Origin of the sequence: Dactylosporangium sp. NPDC049525 (assembly GCF_040676755.1) — a bacterium.
Lineage (GTDB): Bacteria > Actinomycetota > Actinomycetes > Mycobacteriales > Micromonosporaceae > Dactylosporangium.
Window position 1 is genome coordinate 15675 of the sequence record NZ_JBFAPO010000094.1, and the last position, 16531, is coordinate 32205.

The following is a 16531-nucleotide window of genomic DNA, read 5'->3' on the forward strand; positions in this document are numbered from 1 at the left end:
TGATTGGACTCTGATGACTGAACTCAGCCAACGCCAACGATCGCTCGTGCTGGCCATCTGCTGCGCCAGCATGATCGTCGTGGTCATGGACATCTCCATCGTCAACACCGCACTGCCCCGGATTCACCGCGACCTGAACGCGTCGGTCACCGGCCTGCAGTGGACGGTCGACGCCTACACGCTGGTGCTGGCGGGGTTCCTGTTGCTGGCCGGGTCGACCGCCGACCGGTTCGGCCGCAAACGAATCTTCCAGATCGGCCTGGTGGCCTTCGGCCTCGGGTCACTGCTGTGCGGCCTGGCGGACAGCATCGAGTGGCTGATCGCGGCGCGCGCCGTCCAGGCGATCGGCGGCACCATGCTCAACCCGGTGGCGATGGCGATCATCGCGAACACCTTCACCGTCCCGGCCGAGCGGGCCAAGGCCATCGGCGTGTTCGGCTCGATGTCCGGCCTGTCGCTGGCGCTCGGCCCGATCCTCGGCGGCGGCCTGGTCGACGCGTTCGGCTGGCGCTCCATCTTCTACATCAACGTGCCGATCGTGCTCGTCGCGGTGGTGCTGACCACGCTGTTCGTGCCGGAGTCGCGGGCACCCCGAGCCCGCCGGTTCGACCCGGTCGGGCAGCTGCTCGTCATCGCGGTGCTCGGCAGCGTCGTCTACGCCATCATCGAGGCCAACCGGGTCGGCTGGACGTCACCGCTCATCCTCGTGCTGCTCGGTGTCGCCGTCCTGGCCACGGTGGGCGTCGTCGTCTACGAGCCGCGCCGGGCCGATCCGCTGCTGGAGCTGCGGCTGTTCCGCAGCGTGCCGTTCAGCTCCGCGATCCTCATGGCGCTGTTCGCGCTGTGCGCCTTCGGCGCGTTCCTGTTCGTCACCACGCTCTACCTGCAGCAGGTGCGCGACATGTCGGCCTTCCAGGCAGGGCTCAGCCTGCTGCCGGTCGGCGCGCTGATCGCGCTGCTGTCGCCGTACACCGGCAAGTTCGTCGGAGCCCGCGGCCCGCGGCTGCCGCTGGTCGTCTCCGGCACCGCCCTCGCCCTCGGCGGGCTGCTGTCGCTGTCCTTCGAGCCGGCCACCCCGCTGGTGCTGGTGCTGGCCGTCTACCTGCTCTTCGGCGTGTTCCAGGGCACGATCAACCCGCCGATCACGAACACCGCCGTGTCGGGCATGCCCCGGTCGATGTCGGGCGTGGCGACCTCACTGGCCTCCGCCGGCCGGCAGACCGGCACCACCCTCGGCGTCGCGATCGCCGGCACCATCGTGGGGTCGGTCCGCGGCGGGACCGCGTTCACCGACTCGGAGCACGGCGTGTGGTGGCTGGTGTTCGGCCTCGGCCTGGGCATCCTCGCGCTGGGCCTGATCAGCACCGGGACCTGGGCCAAGCGCACCGCCGAACAGGCGGCGGCGCTGTTCGAGGAGGTCGACGCCGGCGCGCCCGCCCCGGGCGGGCAGCCCGGCCGGCGGCCGGAGGCCAAGCCCGCGGCCCAGATCGGCGCCCCGCGGGGAACCCGGCCGAGCTGACTTGTAAGGGACCGCCGTCACGCGGGGAGCCGGCCCGATCGCCCGCTCCCCGCGCGACTGGGGACGCTGTTCGGGATCAGCCGGCCGGGCGCGCGGTCGGGGACTGCGCGCCGTTCGGGCCGCGATTCACCACCGTGCCCCCGCCGACCAGCTCCGGCCGGCGCAGCGGGCGCAGCGCCGGCTCCAGGCGGGCCAGCTCGTCGAGCATCGCCGCGGCGGCCTGCGCCATGGTCTCGTCGGCGTGGAACTGCCCGTCGCTGATGAACCGCGGGTGCCACGCGATGTGGACGGCCTCGACCGCGGGCACCATCCGCAGCGTCGTCACGACCTGCTTCAGCTGCTGCACCGCCCGGGTGCCGGCGGCGATGCCACCGTAGGAGACGAAGCCGACCGGCTTGTGGTGCCACTCGACGTGCAGATAATCGATCGCGTTCTTGATCGTGGCCGGATAGCCGAAGTTGTACTCCGGGGTGACGAACACGACCGCGTCCGCCGCGGTCACCCGCGTGCTCCAGTCCCTGGTGTGCTGCCGCGTGTACTGCCCGAGCCGGGGGATGTTCGGCTCGTCCAGCAGCGGCAACGCGAGCTCGGCGAGGTCGACGACGGTGACGTCGAAGCCCCCGTGCGCCCGGGCCCGGTCGGTGAACCAGCGTGCGATCGGCAGCCCGGCCCGGCCGGGCCGGGTGGAGCCGACAATGATCATGAGCTGCGACATGGAACCTCACGCCTTCCTGCTGAACACGGCCTGCTGACATGGACTGCTGAACACGGCCTGCTGACATCGCAACGCTGCGCGCCGCGGGTCGTCGCGGCGCGCAGGGTGATGGGGGGATCTCGGCGGTCACCGCCCGGCGTCCGCCCTCGCCTTCTCGTTGACCGGCGCGTCGAGCACCTCACGCCGGTAGCTCTCGATGATGGCCATGTACTCCTTCTGCTCCTGCACTCCCACACCGCAGAAGCTGAGCGAGGCGGCGATCTCCAGTGCCACCACGTCGAAGTCGTGCTCGGTCGCGGTCATGTCCTTGTGCGCGACGTGCATGTCGCGCCCCGGATAGCATTTGGGCCCGCCGGTCACCTCGACGGACCAGGCGGTCACCATGAACTTGAACCCGGGCCGGCCGTTGCGCTCGTGCATCTTCGCCACATACGGGTTGCGGTTGGCCCACACGTTGTCGAAGAGCCGGTCGGTGAGCACGTCCATGATGGCGGCGATCCCGAAGCTGCCGCCGAGACGCTCGTACAACGTCGGCGTCTGCCCCGGTTGCGTGCCGGCCGCCGCAGTGGTGGTGGTTTCCGTCATGCCTTCTCTCCTCGCGTCGCCTACTTGCGGATGTACTGGTGGAGCAGGACCTCGTCGGCGGGGCTCAGCCGGTCGGTCGCCAGCTTCGCCTGATGCCAGTACGGGTAGAGCAGTGGCGCGGCGCTCACCGCGTCCAGCCGGGCCCGCTCGTCGTCGGCCAGCCGCAGGTCCGCGGCGGCAAGGTTCTGCGCCAGCTGTTCCTCGGTCCGGGCGCCGATCACCAGCGACGTCACCGCCGGCCTGCCCAGCAGCCAGGCCAGTGCCACCTGGGCGGGCGCGACGGCGCGGTCCCGGGCGATCCCGACCAGGGCGTCGACGATGTCGAAGAGCTGGTCCTCGTTGCGCACCGGTGGCTCGTCCCAGCCGGCGAAGCGCCGGGACCCCTCCGGTGGCGGCTCGCCCCGCCGGTACTTGCCGGACAGCAACCCACCGGCCAGCGGGCTCCACACCAGCACCCCGACACCCTGGTCGACGGCGGTCGGGACGAGTTCGTACTCGGCCTCCCGCGCCTGCAGCGAGTAGTAGATCTGCTGGCTGACGAACCGGGTGAGGCCGAGGCGGTCGGCGGTGGCGAGGGCCTTCATCAGGTGCCACCCCGAGTAGTTCGAGCAGCCGACGTAGCGGATCTTGCCGGCCCGCACGAGTGCGTCCAGTGCCGACAGGGTCTCCTCCAGCGGCGTCGCGCCGTCCCACGCATGCACCTGGTAGAGGTCGATGTGCTCCGTGTCGAGCCGGCGCAGGCTGTCCTCGCACGCCTTGATCAGGTGGTGCCGGGACAGGCCGGCGTCGTTCGGGCCGCGGCCCGTCGGCATCCGCGCCTTCGTGGCGATGAGGGTGCGGTCCCGGCGTCCCTTGAGCACCTGGCCGACGATCTCCTCGGACCGGCCGCCGGAGTAGGCGTCGGCGGTGTCGATGAGGTTGACGCCCGCGTCCAGCGCGAGGTCGACCTGGCGGGTGGCGTCGGTCAGGTCGGTGGTGCCCACCTTGGCGAACACCCCGCTGCCGCCGAACGTCAGCGCGCCCATGGTCAGCACGGACACCCGGAGTCCGGACCTGCCCAGTTGTCGGTACTGCATGCAGCCGCCTCTCGGATCGCGTTGCGGGTGGGCGCTACCGGACCGTGTCGCGCCAGGCCACCAGCGCGGCCAGCGACGCGAAGTCGTAGCCGCCGGCGGCGGGCTTGAGCTCCGTGACGTGCAGGGTGATGCCCTCGGCGAGGAGCACGTCGGCCGCGGCGGCGGTCGTCCAGTTCGTGGCCCGTTCGATCAGGCCGTCGTCGCGACCGGCGGCCGCGGCGTACTGCTTGACGAGGTCGTTCTTCCGCCGGAAGGTCGCCACGTCCAGCCCGCTGTGCCAGATGTGGGCGTGCCGCCCGACGAGGGGCAGCGTGCGCCGCTCACCCGCGCCGCCGATGAGGATCGGGATCGGCCGGACCGGCGGCGGGTTCAACTGGGTGAGCCGGTGCTCGATGCGCCGCACGCCCTCGGTGAACGTGTCCATCCGGGAGCGGAGGGTCCCGTGGTCGTAGCCGTAGGTGCGGTAGTCCTTCTCGTACCAGCCGGCGCCGACGCCGAGGATCAGCCGCCCGCCGCTGATGTGGTCGACGGTGCGGGCCATGTCGGCGAGCAGGTCGGGGTTGCGGTAGCCGATCCCGGTGACGAGCAGGCCGATCTCGGCCCGGGTCGTCACCTCCGCCCACGACGCCAGCGCGGTCCAGCCCTCGAAGTTGGTGACGTCCGGCTGTACCGGCTCCAGCGCGATGCCGTCGGCGGTGCGCCGGACCGCGGGCGCGTGGAAGTGGTCGTAGCCGAACACGATGTCCGCGCCGAGCTCCTCGGCCCGCAGGACCGCGCCGCGCCAGGTCCGGTAGTCCGGTGCGCCGCCGGGCCAGACGTGCGCGGCGACCCGGACGCGAGCGCTCATGCCGGTTTCGTCGCCGAGAGGATGCCGTGCACCACGAAGGTGCCGGGGAGCAGCCCGGCCGGGTCCTGGCTGACCGTGCGGGTGCCGGTGAACCCGCACTCCTCCAGCAGGGCCTGATACGTCGACATCTTCTGCGGGCCGCCCTGGCCCATGGTGCAGCCGAGGAAGAACGCGGGGAAGAAGTCGATGTCGACGGCCGCGGACTCGCGGATGTTCTCCGGGTACACCGGCACGAGGATGTTGACCTGCCCGCCGGGGTTCAGCGACCGGTGGACGCCCCGGAGGATCTTGCGCACCTCGTCCTTGTCCCACATGTCCAGGAAGTGCTTGATCAGCACGACGTCGTTGCCGGCCGGCACGCTCTTGAAGACGTCACCGCCGACGAAGGAGCACTGCCCCTCCAGGCCGTGGGAGCGGAAGTTCTCCAGCGCCTCGGCCTCCTTCTCGGGCAGGTCGAAGGTCGTCACGTGCAGGTCGGGTGAGCCTTTGAGCTTGTGGGTCAGGATCGCGCCGAGACCGGTGTTGCCGGCCAGGTCGAGCACCCGCGAGCCGGCCGGGACGTCGATGTTGTCGAAGAACCAGGGGTCGATGTGGGCGGTGACGTTGTCCATCAGCGTCGCCCAGGACTGCCGCAGGTCGCTGTGCTCGGCCACGGCGTCGTACAGGGTGCCGCCGTGGAAGCCGTACAGCTCCTCCAGGCCGACCAGCCGGCCGGCCCGCACGCTGTCGGTCAGGTAGAAGACCTGCCGGAGCATGGTCACCTTGATCATGTTCATCAGCAGGAGCACCCGCTGGATGTCGGCCTCGGGCACCGCCGCGAGCGCGTCGAGGGCGTAGCCGCCGGTCCGTTCGTCCTGCGCGACGAAGCCCTCCTTGACCAGCAGCAGCAGGAGCTGCTCGACGGCGTCCGGGGCGGCGCCGACGGCGTGGCCCAGCTCCGCCGCGGTCTGGCCGTCCCGCCGGCGCAGCTCGTCGATCAATCCGAGCTCGAAGCAGCTCAGCAGGTTCATGAACCGTGCGGGTCCGACCATGAAATCGGTGAACCGGTGCAGCGCAGCTGTTGCGGACATCTTGGCTGTGATCCCTTCGAGTCAGATGGGCAGGACCGGCGCGGCGTGGCCACCGGCCCGGGCGCCGGTCATCGGCGCGGGCCGGGTCCGACGGCTCCGGCCCGGCCCGTGGCGATGTGGTGCGGCGGCCGGTGGCGGGCGACGGACCCGCCCGCCCCGGCGGCGGATCAGGTCAGCACGCCTGCGAACCCTCGACCGGCGGCCCGAGGTGCTGCACCTGGAACTCGGTCGGCGCGGGCTGCCCGGCGCGGAATGCCTTGAAGACGTTCTCCAGGCCGCCCGGGGTGGAGACGGTCAGCCCCGAGGCCGTCACGGAGCCCGCGTTGGAGAAGGAATGCGGCGTGTTGCGGGGCATCCAGGCCAGCTGCCCGGGTCCGAGGACATGGCGGTCCGCACCGATCTGGAACCGCACCTCACCGGACAGCACGTAGAAGGCCTCGTCGAAATTGTGCTGGTGCAGCCCGGGACCCTCCTGGCACGGCTCCAGCGCCCACTCCAGCAGGCTGAACGCTCCGCCGGTGTCCTCACCGAGCACCTTGAAGGCGGTCCGGAACCCCTCACCGCCCTGCGAATTCGGCCGGGCCTCCGCCGGCTGGAGCACGAATGGCTTCGATCGTTCCACGATGACCTCTCCCAACATCGGCGATCCGGTGGCCGCAACAAGGCCCCGTCCATGCCTGCGACGGTGTCACCGGGCGTTAGAGCAGCACTCAAGCCGCGGCCGGGGCGGCTCACCCCGCGGAGGCGACGGCCTCACGGGTGACGTATTCCGCGGCCTCCTGAGCCCGCTGCCGGATCGCGGTGAGGTCGTGGCCGAGCAGCCGCCCGTCCCGCTTCACCACCTTGCCGGCCACCAGGACGGTGTCGACGTTGCCCGCGTGCGCGGAGCTCACCACCGCGCCGATCGGGTCGTGCGCGCAGGCCAGGTTGAGGTCGTCGGCGCGCAGGAGCACGATGTCGGCCTGCTTGCCCACCTTCAGTGAGCCGACCTGGTCGCCGAGGCCGAGCGCGACCGCGCCGTCGAGCGTGGCCATCCGCAGCAGGTCGCCGGGGGTCAGGTGCGGACCTTCGGCCAGGTAGCTGGTGAGCAGCCCGGCGCGGATGACCCCGAACATGTCGCCGCCGACGGTGGTGACCACGTCGACGCCGAGACCGGTCGTCACGCCCGCGGTGCGCAGCCGGCCGATCAGCGGGCCGCCGTGACCCAGCCGGGCCTCGACCGCCGGCGTGATCGACACCGCGCCGCCGGAGTCGCCGATCATCGCCAGTTCGTCGTCGGCGAGCGAGTTGCCGTGCACGTACAGGATCTTCGAGTGCAGCAGGCCGTTGTCGCGCAGCACCTCGATCGGCCGCTCGTTGACCGGGCCGCTCGCCACGTGCGTGACGATCGGCAGGCCGAGCTCCTCGGCCAGCCGCCAGTCCGCGGTGATCGCGTCCACGTGCTGGTTCGACGGGCCGAGTGAGGCCGCCGCCATGCTGAGCAGCGGGGTGTCCGCGCCGAACAGCGCGTGGGCGCGGCGGACCGCGGCGGTGTCCTGCGGGGTGAGCAGGTAGCCGAACACGGCTCGGACGCCGACCGTGCGCAGTCCGTCCAGCGCGGCCTCGGCGTAGTCGAAGTCCGACTCCCCCGCCACGTAGCCGTCGGGGGTGATCCGGTCGGCGCGGGCGTAGGCGAAGTCCTGCACGGTGGTGACGCCGGCGTCGAGGCACTCCAGGGCGCCGAGCACGTTCGCCGCGCGCACGTCCTCCGGCCGGAACCGGGGGCCGATGTGCTGGCGCACCATCGTGAAGTACACCGGCAGGTCCACGTCGACCGCGATGGAGCGCAGCACGGCCTGCCACACGTGGCGGTGCGTGTCGACCAGACCCGGCAGCACGATCCGCCCGGTGGCGTCCAGCACCGGCGTCCCGGCCGGCGCCGGCAGGTCCTGGCCGACCGCGGCGATCCGGCCGTCCTGAATCAACACGTCACAGTTGTGCTGCGCGACCGGCTCCGGTTCCGTGTCGATGACCAATCCATTGCGCAGTAGCAATGACTCCACGGCGAATACCCTCCCCAGTTCGGAAACGAATTTTCTCGAAGCTAGCACGGTCCGTGGCAACCGTGACGCATCGAATTTTCGCTGTTGAACGGCGGGTGAGTCCCGCTTGAGCAGCGCTTTAATCCGGCACACCATCATTGGACGCCGACGGACCTGTCAACGCCATTCACGGCGGGAAGAATCGCCCGGCACACATATCGACGTCAATTTGCCGAACCGGATCGACGGGCCTTGCGCACGCAGACGATCGAGGAGTTCACGATGACGACCGACACCACCGCCCAGGCCGCCCCCGGTTCTCCGGGCTCCCCGGGCTCCCCGGGCTCCCAGGGCGCCGAACACGCCGCCAACGAGGCGTTCGCGGAGATCCTGCTCTCGCCGGAAGGGCTGGCCGACCCGTTCTCCCGGTACCACCGGCTGCGCGAGGCCGCACCGGTGCACCGCACCACCCTCGGGACCTGGGTGCTCACCCGGTATGACGACGTCGACGAGTTCCTGCGCAGCAGGAACGTCAACAAGGACATCTACGTCTGGATGGCCGGCCGGTTCGCCGGCGAGTGGGACCAGCACCCCGCCCTGGGCAAGCTGGCCGCGAACATGCTGTGGGCCAACCCGCCGGAGCACTCCCGGCTGCGTCGCATCGCCAACCGCGGCTTCACCCCGAAGCGGGTGGAGGAGCACCGGGCGTACATCGAGCGGCGCTTCGACGAGCTCATCGCCCCGCTCGTCGCGGCCGGCGGCGGCGACGCCTGCAACGACGTGTTCTTCCCGCTCGCGCTGAGCGTGATGGCCAACCTGCTCGGCGCGCCGCAGGAAGAGGCCCCGCTGCTGCGCGACAAGATCCGGGACTTCCAGCGGGTGTTCGAGCTGGGGATGACCGCCTCGGAGCTGCGCACAGCGGACCAGGCCGCGGTGTTCCTCGACGACTACTTCGGCGACCTGGTGCGCCAGCGGCAGCGCGAACGGCGCAACGACCTGCTGTCGGCGATGATCGACGCGGTCGACGACGACGGCGGGCGGCTGAGCTTCAACCAGCTCGTGCAGATGTGCCACATGATCATCGCCGCGGGCAGCGAGACGACCACGTTCTTCCTGACCAACGGCCTGCGGTTGTTCATCGAACACCCGGACCAGGCGGACCTGCTGCGCGCCCACCCGGGCCTGCTCGATCAGGCGCGGGAGGAGATCCTGCGGCACGCGCCGTCGGCGCACATGATTCCCCGGACCACGACCGGGCCGGTGCGCCTCGGCGACGTCGAGATCCCGGCCGGAGCCCGGGTCAGCGTGCTGATCGCGGCGGCGAACCGCGACCCCGAGCGCTTCCCCGACCCGGACCGCTTCGACATCACCCGCACCGGCAGCTCACCGATGTCCTACGGCCTGGGTATCCACTTCTGCCTGGGCTGGCGGCTGGCCAACCTCCAGGCGGAGGTCGTGTTCCCGGCGCTGCTCAACCGGTGCCGGGACTTCGAGATCACCGAGCCGCTGCGTCCCCGGGCGCGGGTGGCCTTTCCACAGATCGAGGCCCTGCCGATCCGGTTCCGCACGGTGCAGGAGGCACAGTGAGCACCCCGACGAGCATCCGGTTCCTGTCCGAGGACTACCTGGCGGAGATGGAGAGCCTGTCCGCGGCGAACCAGCCGCCCATCCCGCACGTGAACGTCCGGGTGCAGTTCCACGTGACCGGCACGCCCGAAGACGTCGTGGACTACCACCTGCTGATCGAGAAGGGGGTCATCGTCAAGGCCGGCCGCGGCCGCATCGACGACAGCGACCTCGCCATCACCACGACCTACCGCGACCTGGCCGACTTCCAGGCCGGTGACCTGCACGCCGCCACCGCGTTCGTCAGCGGCCAGTTCGCGGTGACCGGGGACAAGGCCAAGCTCCTCGACCTGATGATCGTGTTCCAGTCGGGGCACTACCACCAGTTCGTCGCGGCCCTCTGGAGCAGAACGACATGGTGACGCACACGATCCTGTTCTCCTTCCCCGACGAGATGTCCCAGGCCGACCGGGACGAGTTCTTCCGTGAGGGCACGGTGATGGCGCTCGAGTCGGGCCTGGTGCTGTCCTACGCGCACCAGGCCAGCATCCAGCTGCCCACCCACGTCGAACCGGCCTTCGTGCCGTCCGCGATGGCGCAGATCCGCTACGCCGACGTCGCGTCGCTGCAGCGGTACCTCACGCACCCGCCGGTGGGCGAGTTCGTGCAGCGCTGGCGTGCCAAGTTCCCCTACCGCGCGGTCTCGGTGAACACCGAGGACTGGTCGTAGACCTCCCGCACGCAGATCTCCCGCATCCTGTCTCCCGCATCCTGAGCGAACCGGAGCGACGAACCATGCCGGTCAACCCCCATGCACTCGCCAGACGCGACCCTCGCTTCGCCGACCAGCGGTGGCTGCTCGACCTGGTCATCGAACTGCTCGGCCCGGAGTGGGACCAGGACCGCCTGCACTATCTGTCCGCCCCGGTCAGCACCGACCACAAGGGCGCGATCCTGGGCCTGCGGCACGCCATCCGCAAGCTCGACGACTTCACCCGCGAGATGGTGAAGCTGGCCCGGCACTTCGAGCGGCGCGGCGCCGGCCAGCAGCGCAGCGGGCATCCCGCCTCGGCCGCCGACGACTACTTCACCGCGGCGATCCTCTACGGCGGCGCGCAGTGGCCGATCTTCGCCAACACCGAGCTCAACGTGGTGCTCGAGCAGAAGAAGGTCGACTGCTACACCGCGTACACCGCCGGCGCCGACCACCACGTCGAAGCCGTCGAGATCCCTTACGAGGACGGGTCGCTCGCGGGCTGGCTGCACCTGCCGGAGGGACACGCCGGAGCGCCGGGCAACCTGCCGTGCGTGGTGATGTTGTCGGGCATGGACGGCTTCAAGGAGATGAACGTCTTCGCGTCCGCCGACCGGTACCTGCGCCGCGGCATGGCCGTGCTGTCCTTCGACGGACCGGGACAGGGCACGTCGCTGGTGCGCGAGATCTGGTACGACCCGGACCGCTACGGGCAGGTCGGCCCGGCTGCCTACGAGCTCGCCGCGGCCCGCCCCGAGCTCGACCCGGCCCGGATCATGCTGTGCGGGGTGAGCCAGGGCTCGTTGTGGGCCACCCAGATGGTCGCCGCGGAGCCCCGCTACGCCGCGTGCGCGGTCATGTTCACCTGCTTCGATCCCGGTAACACCGCCATGCTGACCACGCACTCGCCCACCTTCCGGCAGCGCTTCATGTACATGACCGGCACCTCCGGCGTCGAGGAGCTCGAGAAGAAGCTGTCCACCATGACCGTGGCCGGGCTCGGCGAGCGGATCACGGTGCCCTATCTCGTGGTCATGGGCGAGGACGACCCGCTCTGCGACCCGGTCGACACCTACGATCATCTCAACGCGGTCCGCGGCCCCAAGGAGCTGCTGTTCTACACCGGCGAGCACCACGCGCCGGTCACCCGCTCCTCCGGCCGGCTCGGCCCGGCCGTCTTCGTCGCCGTCGCCGACTGGCTCGCCGACCGGGCCGCGGGCCACCCCGTCACCTCGCGGCACACCACCGTGGACTTCCTCGGGCGGCCCCACGTCGAGCCGTGGGGCGACGAGCGGCACTACGTCTACGGCGCCCCGCTCGACCCGCAGTCGCTGTTCAAGGACGGACCCGAGACCGGACTGGCCTGACCCGGCACGCACCCAGTGGGAGGGATGGCCACATGCCGACCTTGACGAGCCCGCACCGCCGCCACCACGGCGCCGCGGACCACGAACCGGAGCGGCCGTGAAGGCCGCCGTGTTGCACGCGCTGGGCCGGCGGCCGCGGTTCCAGGACGTGCCGGAGCCGCCCCCAGGCGTGGGGCAGGAACTCGTGCGGGTCACCGCCTGCCCGCTGACCAACCTCGACCGGGTCCTGGCCGCCGGCACCCATTTCGCCTCGCCCACGGCGCTGCCCGCGGTGTGCGGCTCGCTCGCCGCCGGTACCCTGCCCGACGGTGCCCGGGTCCTGTTCCGGTCCGCGGGCGGCACGATGGCCGAGCGGGCGCTGACCCGGCGGGAGCTGTGCACGCCCATCCCGGACGGCCTGGACGACGCGCTGGCCGCGGCGGTCCAGAACCCCGGCGTCTCGACCTGGGCGGCGCTGCAGTGGCGGGCCCGGCTGCAGCCCGGCGAGCGGCTGCTCATCCTCGGTGCGACCGGGGTCGCCGGGCAGGTCGCCGTGCAGCTCGCCAGGCGCCTCGGCGCGCGCCGCATCGTGGCCGCGGGGCGCAATCCCCGGGTGCTGGCGACGCTGCCCGGCCTCGGCGCCGACGCGACCATCCAGCTCGACCAGCCCGACGAGGCGCTGCGCGACGCGTTCCGCGCCGAAGGCGGCTTCGACGTGGTCCTCGACTATCTGTGGGGCCGGCCGACCGAGCTGTTCATCAGCACGCTCGGCAGCACCGACATGCAGCTGCGGTCCTCGCGCACCCGGTGTGTCCAGGTCGGCACCATGGCCGGCGCGCACGTCGCGCTCCCGGCGGAGGTGCTGCGCAGCAGCGGGCTGGAGATCCTCGGTTTCGGCACCGGCAACGCGCCGCCGCCGGAGCACCTCGCCCGCCTGCTGCACGACGTGATGGCGCTCCTGGCCGGCGGCGGGCTGCACATCGACGTCAACCGGGTGCCACTCGCCCTGGTCGAGGAGGTCTGGGACCTCGACCAGCAGGGCACCAGGACGGTCCTCATCCCGTAGCCGGGATGCACCAGCGGCGTGAAGGAGTTCGGCGTGATACGGCACGGACGCGCCCGGCGGTTGCTGGTCGCCCTCGGCACGGCGGCCTTCCGAGCGCTGCGGGCATACGGCGCCGCCGAGACCGGTCTGCCGGCCGAGCGGTTCGCGCTGATCGCGGACCCCGTGGCGGACGTGGCGGACGCCGTACCGGCGACGCCCGGGCCGCCACCGGCGCATCCCGAGCGGGTCCGCCCGGACCTGGCCCCGGACCGCGTCGAGCGCCGCCTGTGGGCACAGCTGCGGTGGCCGGCGGACGGCCCGACCCGCTGACCGCGATCCACCTGCGCCCCGTCGGCCCCGCGCCGGCCCTCCGCACCGTCGCCGCGGGCCGGCCGGGGTGCTGCTCAACCGGCCGCCCGCTTCAGGTCGTCGACCCGGTCGGTGTGCTCCCACCGGAACTCCCGGCACTCCCGGCCGAAGTGACCGTAGGCGGCGGTCTGCCGGTAGATCGGCCGCAGCAGGTCCAGGTCGCGAACGATCGCCGCCGGACGCAGGTCGAACACCTCACCGATCGCCTTCTCGATCCGCTCCACCGGGACCGTCTCGGTGCCGAACGTCTCGACGCAGAGGCTGACCGGCTGCGCCTTGCCGATGGCGTATGCCACCTGCACCTCGCACCGCTCCGCCAGCCCGGCCGCCACGACGTTCTTGGCCACCCACCGCATCGCGTACGCGGCGGACCTGTCCACCTTGGACGGATCCTTGCCGGAGAAGGCGCCACCGCCGTGCCGGGCGTATCCGCCGTAGGTGTCCACCACGACCTTGCGGCCGGTCAACCCGGCGTCGCCCATGGGGCCGCCGATCTCGAACCGGCCGGTCGGGTTGACCAGCAGCAGGTACCCGTCGGTGTCCAGGCCCAGGCGTTCGACCTCCGGTGCGATCACGTACCGCTCGACGTCGGCGGCCAGCGACGACTCCAGCGCGACGCCGGGCGCGTGCTGACTGGAAATGACCACGGTGTCCAACCGCAGCGGCCGCAGCCCTTCGTAGCCGACGGTCACCTGTGTCTTGCCGTCGGGGCGCAGGTACGGCAGCACACCCTCCTTGCGCACCCGGGCCAGCCGGCGCGCCAGCCGGTGCGCCAACGCGATCGGCAACGGCATCAGCTCGGGCGTCTCCATGCACGCGAAGCCGAACATCATGCCCTGGTCGCCGGCGCCCTGCCCGTCCAGCGCGCTGCCGGACCCCGCGCGCACCTCGACCGCCGCGTCGACCCCGCGAGCGATGTCCGGCGACTGTGCCCCGATCGCGACGTTCACGCCGCACGAGGCACCGTCGAACCCCTTCGCGGACGAGTCGTAGCCGATGCCCAGGATCGTCTGCCGGACGATCCCGGAGACGTCGACGTGCGCCCGCGTCGACACCTCACCCGCGACGTGGACCTGACCGGTGGTGATCAGCGTCTCCACCGCGACCCGGCTGTGCGGATCCTGCCCGATGATCGCGTCCAGCACCGCGTCGCTGATCTGATCCGCGATCTTGTCCGGATGTCCCTCGGTCACCGACTCGGAGGTGAACATCCGCCGCTTGAACAGTCGCCTCATACCCGTCCCTCGATAGACCCGCTCGATACGTTGGTGTCGTGCGCCGTCGCGGCCTGCGCGTACGGAGCGCCGGTACGCGCCGTTGCCAGCGTTTCGGTGGCCGCTCAAGTGACGCTGAACGCCGCGTCGAGCGACCCGGCACCACACCCGCGACGGCGGCCGCGACGGCCCCGCCCAGCCGCGCTCGAGCACCTCTCTAACGGCGGAATCCAGAGTTTGCCCTGGAAGTGCAGGACCGTTCGGGCGACCCGGAAGCAGGACAGATGAGCATTGCGCAGAACCAGCCGTTCAGTGCCGGCGACGAGCACCGGATCGCTGCGGTGACCACTCTCCGCGAGATCGCGCTCGCGGCCGCCGCGCCGGCCGCGTTGCGGGCCGCGATCCGCGTCGGCCTCGCCGACGAGATCGGCGACACCCCGGTCCCGGTGGCGGACCTGGCCAGGTCCTTGAAGGTCGACGCAGGGGTGCTCGAACGCCTCCTGCGCAACCTCCACTGCTACGGCGTCTTCGCCGAGACCGACGGCGGTGTGGTGCACACCCCGACGTCGGCGCTGCTGCGCGAGGATCACCCGCAGAGCCTGAAGTACTGGGTGCTGTGGGTCACCGAGCCGTGGACGTGGCAGCTGTGGCCGCACCTCGAGGAGGCCGTGCGCGGCGGCGGGCAGCACCTGTTCGAGGACGCGTACGGCGCCGACTTCTTCACCCACCTGCACACGGTGTGGCCGGAGTCGACCGAGGTGTTCAACCGGTCGCAGACCGAGCTGAGCAGGATCACGTCCGCGGCCATCGCCGACACGCTGGACCTGAGCACCGCCAGGACGATCGCCGACGTCGGCGGCGGGCGGGGCTACAACCTGTCGATCCTGCTGGAGCGCAACCCGCAGCTGCACGGCGTGCTGCTCGACCTTCCGGCGGCGGTCGCGGACCCGGACCCGCGCCTGCGACCGGGCGGCGCACTCGCGGCGCGCGCCCGGGTGCTGGCCGGCGACTGCCTGGAGCGGATCCCCGTCGAGGCGGACGTCTACCTGTTCAAGAGCATCCTCGAATGGGACGACGAGCGGACGGTGACCGCGCTGCGCAACGCCGCGGCGGCCGGACGCCCGGGGAGCCGGGTGCTCATCGTCACGAACCTCGTCGACGACAGCCCGGAGATCCGGTACGCCACCGGCATCGACCTGCTGTTCCTGCTCAACACCAACGGCAAGCGGCACACGAAGCAGGGCGTCACCCGGCTCGTGGAACGGGCCGGCCTGCGCTTCGAAGGCGTCTCGCCGATCAAGCCACTGCTGCACCTCGTCGCATCCTCCATCCCCGGGTAGCCGCGTGAGTGGGCGGGCGGCCTCGCCCCCGCCCGCTCAGGTGCTGTTGAGAATCTCCTGCTGGAGCCGCTGCGCCTCGAACGACGGCTCCAGCCCCAGCTCCTGGTCGAGGACCCCGCGAAGGTGCTGGTACACGGTGAGGGCCTCGCCGCGGCGCCCGCAGCGGTGCAGCGCCTCCATGAGCCGGATGTAGAACGACTCGTGCAGCCGGTGCGTGGAGACCAGCCGGCGCAGCTCGCCGACGAGCTCCCCGTGGCGGTTGTTCGCCAGGTCCGCCTCGATCCGCTCGGATATCGCCTCGAGACGCTGCTCTTCGAGGTACACCGACAGGCCTTCCAGGTTCGGTCCCAGGTTGACGTCCGCCAGCACCGGGCCGCGCCAGAGCGCAAGGGACTGCCGCAGCAGCTCCGCGGCCCGGGCCGGGTCGCCCATGCGCAGCGCGGTCCTGCCCCGCCCCATCAGGTGCTGGAACTGGAAGATGTCGACCTTGTCGCGCGGGACCGTCAGCATGTAGCCGCCGGGGCGGGTGGTCAGCAGGCCGGTGCCGTTCTTCGACCGTGACGCCTCACCGAACAGTTTGCGCAGCTGGTAGACGTAGGTCTGGACGATGGTCTTGACCGTGCTGGGTGGACTGTCCGGCCACAGCTCGTCGATCAGCTGGTCCATGCTGACCATGGTGTCGGCGTTGGCCGCCAGCATCGCCAGCACCTGCCGCGGTTTGGCGGCCGTGATCTGCACCGGCCTGCGGCCCGGCGTCAACGCCGAGGCGTCGTTTACCTCCAGTGTGCCCAGCAGTGAGATGCGAACCTGCTCACGGAGCATGAGAACCCCCGTCCGAAGCGTTCGTGGCGCCATCACGGCAAGTGCGGGACAAGCCACCGGCCGCCGGATGGCAACGGCGGCGATGGCGGTGCTGCCGGCGGTGGCGGGGCCTGCGGGGCCCCCCCCCCGGGCCCCCTACTGCCCCGCCGCCCCCGCCCCCCCCCCCCCCGCGCCACCGGCGGGCGGGCCCGCCGCCCGGCCCCCCCCCGCCGCGCCCGCGGCGACCCCGGAGCCGGCCGACG

At 71.4% G+C, this 16531-nt stretch carries 17 protein-coding genes; 8 read left to right on the forward strand and 9 right to left on the reverse strand.

Going from position 1 to position 16531, the window contains the following annotated elements; genetic code table 11:
- Window positions 1-13 precede the first annotated feature (13 nt).
- Window positions 14-1519, forward strand: coding sequence for a DHA2 family efflux MFS transporter permease subunit (locus AB0K00_RS54465; protein WP_363538994.1), 1506 nt, complete (start codon window positions 14-16; stop codon window positions 1517-1519).
- Between the two features lie 76 nt (window positions 1520-1595).
- Here AB0K00_RS54465 and AB0K00_RS54470 read toward each other — a convergent pair whose 3' ends face one another.
- The 7 genes from AB0K00_RS54470 to AB0K00_RS54500 form a co-directional block, all read right to left on the reverse strand.
- Window positions 1596-2234, reverse strand: coding sequence for an NAD(P)H-dependent oxidoreductase (locus AB0K00_RS54470; protein ID WP_363538996.1), 639 nt, complete (start codon window positions 2232-2234; stop codon window positions 1596-1598).
- Window positions 2235-2360: 126 nt separating this feature from the next.
- Entirely contained in the window at window positions 2361-2819 is a 459-nt protein-coding gene (locus AB0K00_RS54475; protein ID WP_363538998.1) for a group 1 truncated hemoglobin, read from the reverse strand.
- A 20-nt stretch (window positions 2820-2839) separates the two neighbouring features.
- Window positions 2840-3895 (reverse strand): aldo/keto reductase, encoded by a 1056-nt coding sequence (locus tag AB0K00_RS54480; RefSeq protein ID WP_363539000.1) that lies wholly within the window; start codon window positions 3893-3895, stop codon window positions 2840-2842.
- 34 nt (window positions 3896-3929) lie between these two features.
- Window positions 3930-4742 carry an LLM class F420-dependent oxidoreductase gene (locus AB0K00_RS54485; protein WP_363539002.1) on the reverse strand — a complete coding sequence of 271 codons (813 nt, stop codon included), beginning with the start codon at window positions 4740-4742 and terminating at the stop codon, window positions 3930-3932.
- Window positions 4739-5812: a methyltransferase gene (locus tag AB0K00_RS54490; protein ID WP_363539004.1), complete on the reverse strand. Its 1074-nt coding sequence runs from the start codon at window positions 5810-5812 to the stop codon at window positions 4739-4741. Before AB0K00_RS54490 ends, AB0K00_RS54485 begins: the two co-directional genes overlap by 4 nt.
- 172 nt (window positions 5813-5984) lie before the next feature.
- Window positions 5985-6434, reverse strand: coding sequence for a cupin domain-containing protein (locus tag AB0K00_RS54495; protein ID WP_363539006.1), 450 nt, complete (start codon window positions 6432-6434; stop codon window positions 5985-5987).
- Between the two features lie 109 nt (window positions 6435-6543).
- Window positions 6544-7992 carry an amidohydrolase family protein gene (locus AB0K00_RS54500; protein ID WP_363539008.1) on the reverse strand — a complete coding sequence of 483 codons (1449 nt, stop codon included), beginning with the start codon at window positions 7990-7992 and terminating at the stop codon, window positions 6544-6546.
- A 123-nt stretch (window positions 7993-8115) separates the two neighbouring features.
- Between AB0K00_RS54500 and AB0K00_RS54505 the strand changes: the two genes are divergently transcribed.
- The 6 genes from AB0K00_RS54505 (at window position 8116) to AB0K00_RS54530 (ending at window position 12874) form a co-directional block, all read left to right on the forward strand.
- Window positions 8116-9420, forward strand: coding sequence for a cytochrome P450 (locus tag AB0K00_RS54505; RefSeq protein ID WP_363539010.1), 1305 nt, complete (start codon window positions 8116-8118; stop codon window positions 9418-9420).
- Complete coding sequence (locus AB0K00_RS54510) at window positions 9417-9821, forward strand: alkyl sulfatase C-terminal domain-containing protein (protein ID WP_363539012.1); 405 nt, start codon at window positions 9417-9419, stop codon at window positions 9819-9821. The genes AB0K00_RS54505 and AB0K00_RS54510 overlap by 4 nt, the downstream gene beginning before the upstream one ends.
- Window positions 9815-10129 (forward strand): hypothetical protein, encoded by a 315-nt coding sequence (locus AB0K00_RS54515; protein WP_363539014.1) that lies wholly within the window; start codon window positions 9815-9817, stop codon window positions 10127-10129. Before AB0K00_RS54510 ends, AB0K00_RS54515 begins: the two co-directional genes overlap by 7 nt.
- Window positions 10130-10194: 65 nt before the next feature.
- Window positions 10195-11520: an alpha/beta hydrolase gene (locus AB0K00_RS54520; RefSeq protein ID WP_363539016.1), complete on the forward strand. Its 1326-nt coding sequence runs from the start codon at window positions 10195-10197 to the stop codon at window positions 11518-11520.
- A 97-nt stretch (window positions 11521-11617) separates the two neighbouring features.
- Window positions 11618-12565, forward strand: a complete 948-nt coding sequence (locus tag AB0K00_RS54525) for a zinc-binding dehydrogenase (protein ID WP_363539018.1) — start codon at window positions 11618-11620, stop codon at window positions 12563-12565.
- 33 nt (window positions 12566-12598) lie between these two features.
- Complete coding sequence (locus AB0K00_RS54530; RefSeq protein ID WP_363539020.1) at window positions 12599-12874, forward strand: DUF6059 family protein; 276 nt, start codon at window positions 12599-12601, stop codon at window positions 12872-12874.
- A gap of 74 nt (window positions 12875-12948) precedes the next feature.
- On the opposite strand, the gene metK is transcribed toward AB0K00_RS54530, so the two are convergent.
- Window positions 12949-14148, reverse strand: a complete 1200-nt coding sequence (metK, locus tag AB0K00_RS54535; RefSeq protein WP_363539022.1) for a methionine adenosyltransferase — start codon at window positions 14146-14148, stop codon at window positions 12949-12951.
- 263 nt (window positions 14149-14411) lie between these two features.
- On the opposite strand from metK, the gene AB0K00_RS54540 reads away from it, so the two are divergent.
- Complete coding sequence (locus AB0K00_RS54540) at window positions 14412-15467, forward strand: methyltransferase (RefSeq protein WP_363539024.1); 1056 nt, start codon at window positions 14412-14414, stop codon at window positions 15465-15467.
- Between the two features lie 36 nt (window positions 15468-15503).
- Here the strand turns inward: AB0K00_RS54540 and AB0K00_RS54545 are convergent, their stop codons facing one another.
- Window positions 15504-16289, reverse strand: coding sequence for an AfsR/SARP family transcriptional regulator (locus tag AB0K00_RS54545; protein ID WP_363539026.1), 786 nt, complete (start codon window positions 16287-16289; stop codon window positions 15504-15506).
- Window positions 16290-16531: the final 242 nt, after the last annotated feature.

Coding starts and splice junctions, on each gene's coding strand:
- AB0K00_RS54470 (WP_363538996.1), bottom strand. CDS start 2,234: ATGTCGCAGCTCATGATCATTGTCGGCTCCACCCGGCCCGGCCGGGCC.
- AB0K00_RS54475 (WP_363538998.1), bottom strand. CDS start 2,819: ATGACGGAAACCACCACCACTGCGGCGGCCGGCACGCAACCGGGGCAG.
- AB0K00_RS54480 (WP_363539000.1), bottom strand. CDS start 3,895: ATGCAGTACCGACAACTGGGCAGGTCCGGACTCCGGGTGTCCGTGCTG.
- AB0K00_RS54490 (WP_363539004.1), bottom strand. CDS start 5,812: ATGTCCGCAACAGCTGCGCTGCACCGGTTCACCGATTTCATGGTCGGA.
- AB0K00_RS54540 (WP_363539024.1), top strand. CDS start 14,412: ATGAGCATTGCGCAGAACCAGCCGTTCAGTGCCGGCGACGAGCACCGG.
- AB0K00_RS54505 (WP_363539010.1), top strand. CDS start 8,116: ATGACGACCGACACCACCGCCCAGGCCGCCCCCGGTTCTCCGGGCTCC.
- AB0K00_RS54545 (WP_363539026.1), bottom strand. CDS start 16,289: ATGCTCCGTGAGCAGGTTCGCATCTCACTGCTGGGCACACTGGAGGTA.
- AB0K00_RS54465 (WP_363538994.1), top strand. CDS start 14: ATGACTGAACTCAGCCAACGCCAACGATCGCTCGTGCTGGCCATCTGC.
- AB0K00_RS54485 (WP_363539002.1), bottom strand. CDS start 4,742: ATGAGCGCTCGCGTCCGGGTCGCCGCGCACGTCTGGCCCGGCGGCGCA.
- AB0K00_RS54515 (WP_363539014.1), top strand. CDS start 9,815: ATGGTGACGCACACGATCCTGTTCTCCTTCCCCGACGAGATGTCCCAG.
- AB0K00_RS54520 (WP_363539016.1), top strand. CDS start 10,195: ATGCCGGTCAACCCCCATGCACTCGCCAGACGCGACCCTCGCTTCGCC.
- metK (WP_363539022.1), bottom strand. CDS start 14,148: ATGAGGCGACTGTTCAAGCGGCGGATGTTCACCTCCGAGTCGGTGACC.
- AB0K00_RS54500 (WP_363539008.1), bottom strand. CDS start 7,992: ATGATGGTGTGCCGGATTAAAGCGCTGCTCAAGCGGGACTCACCCGCC.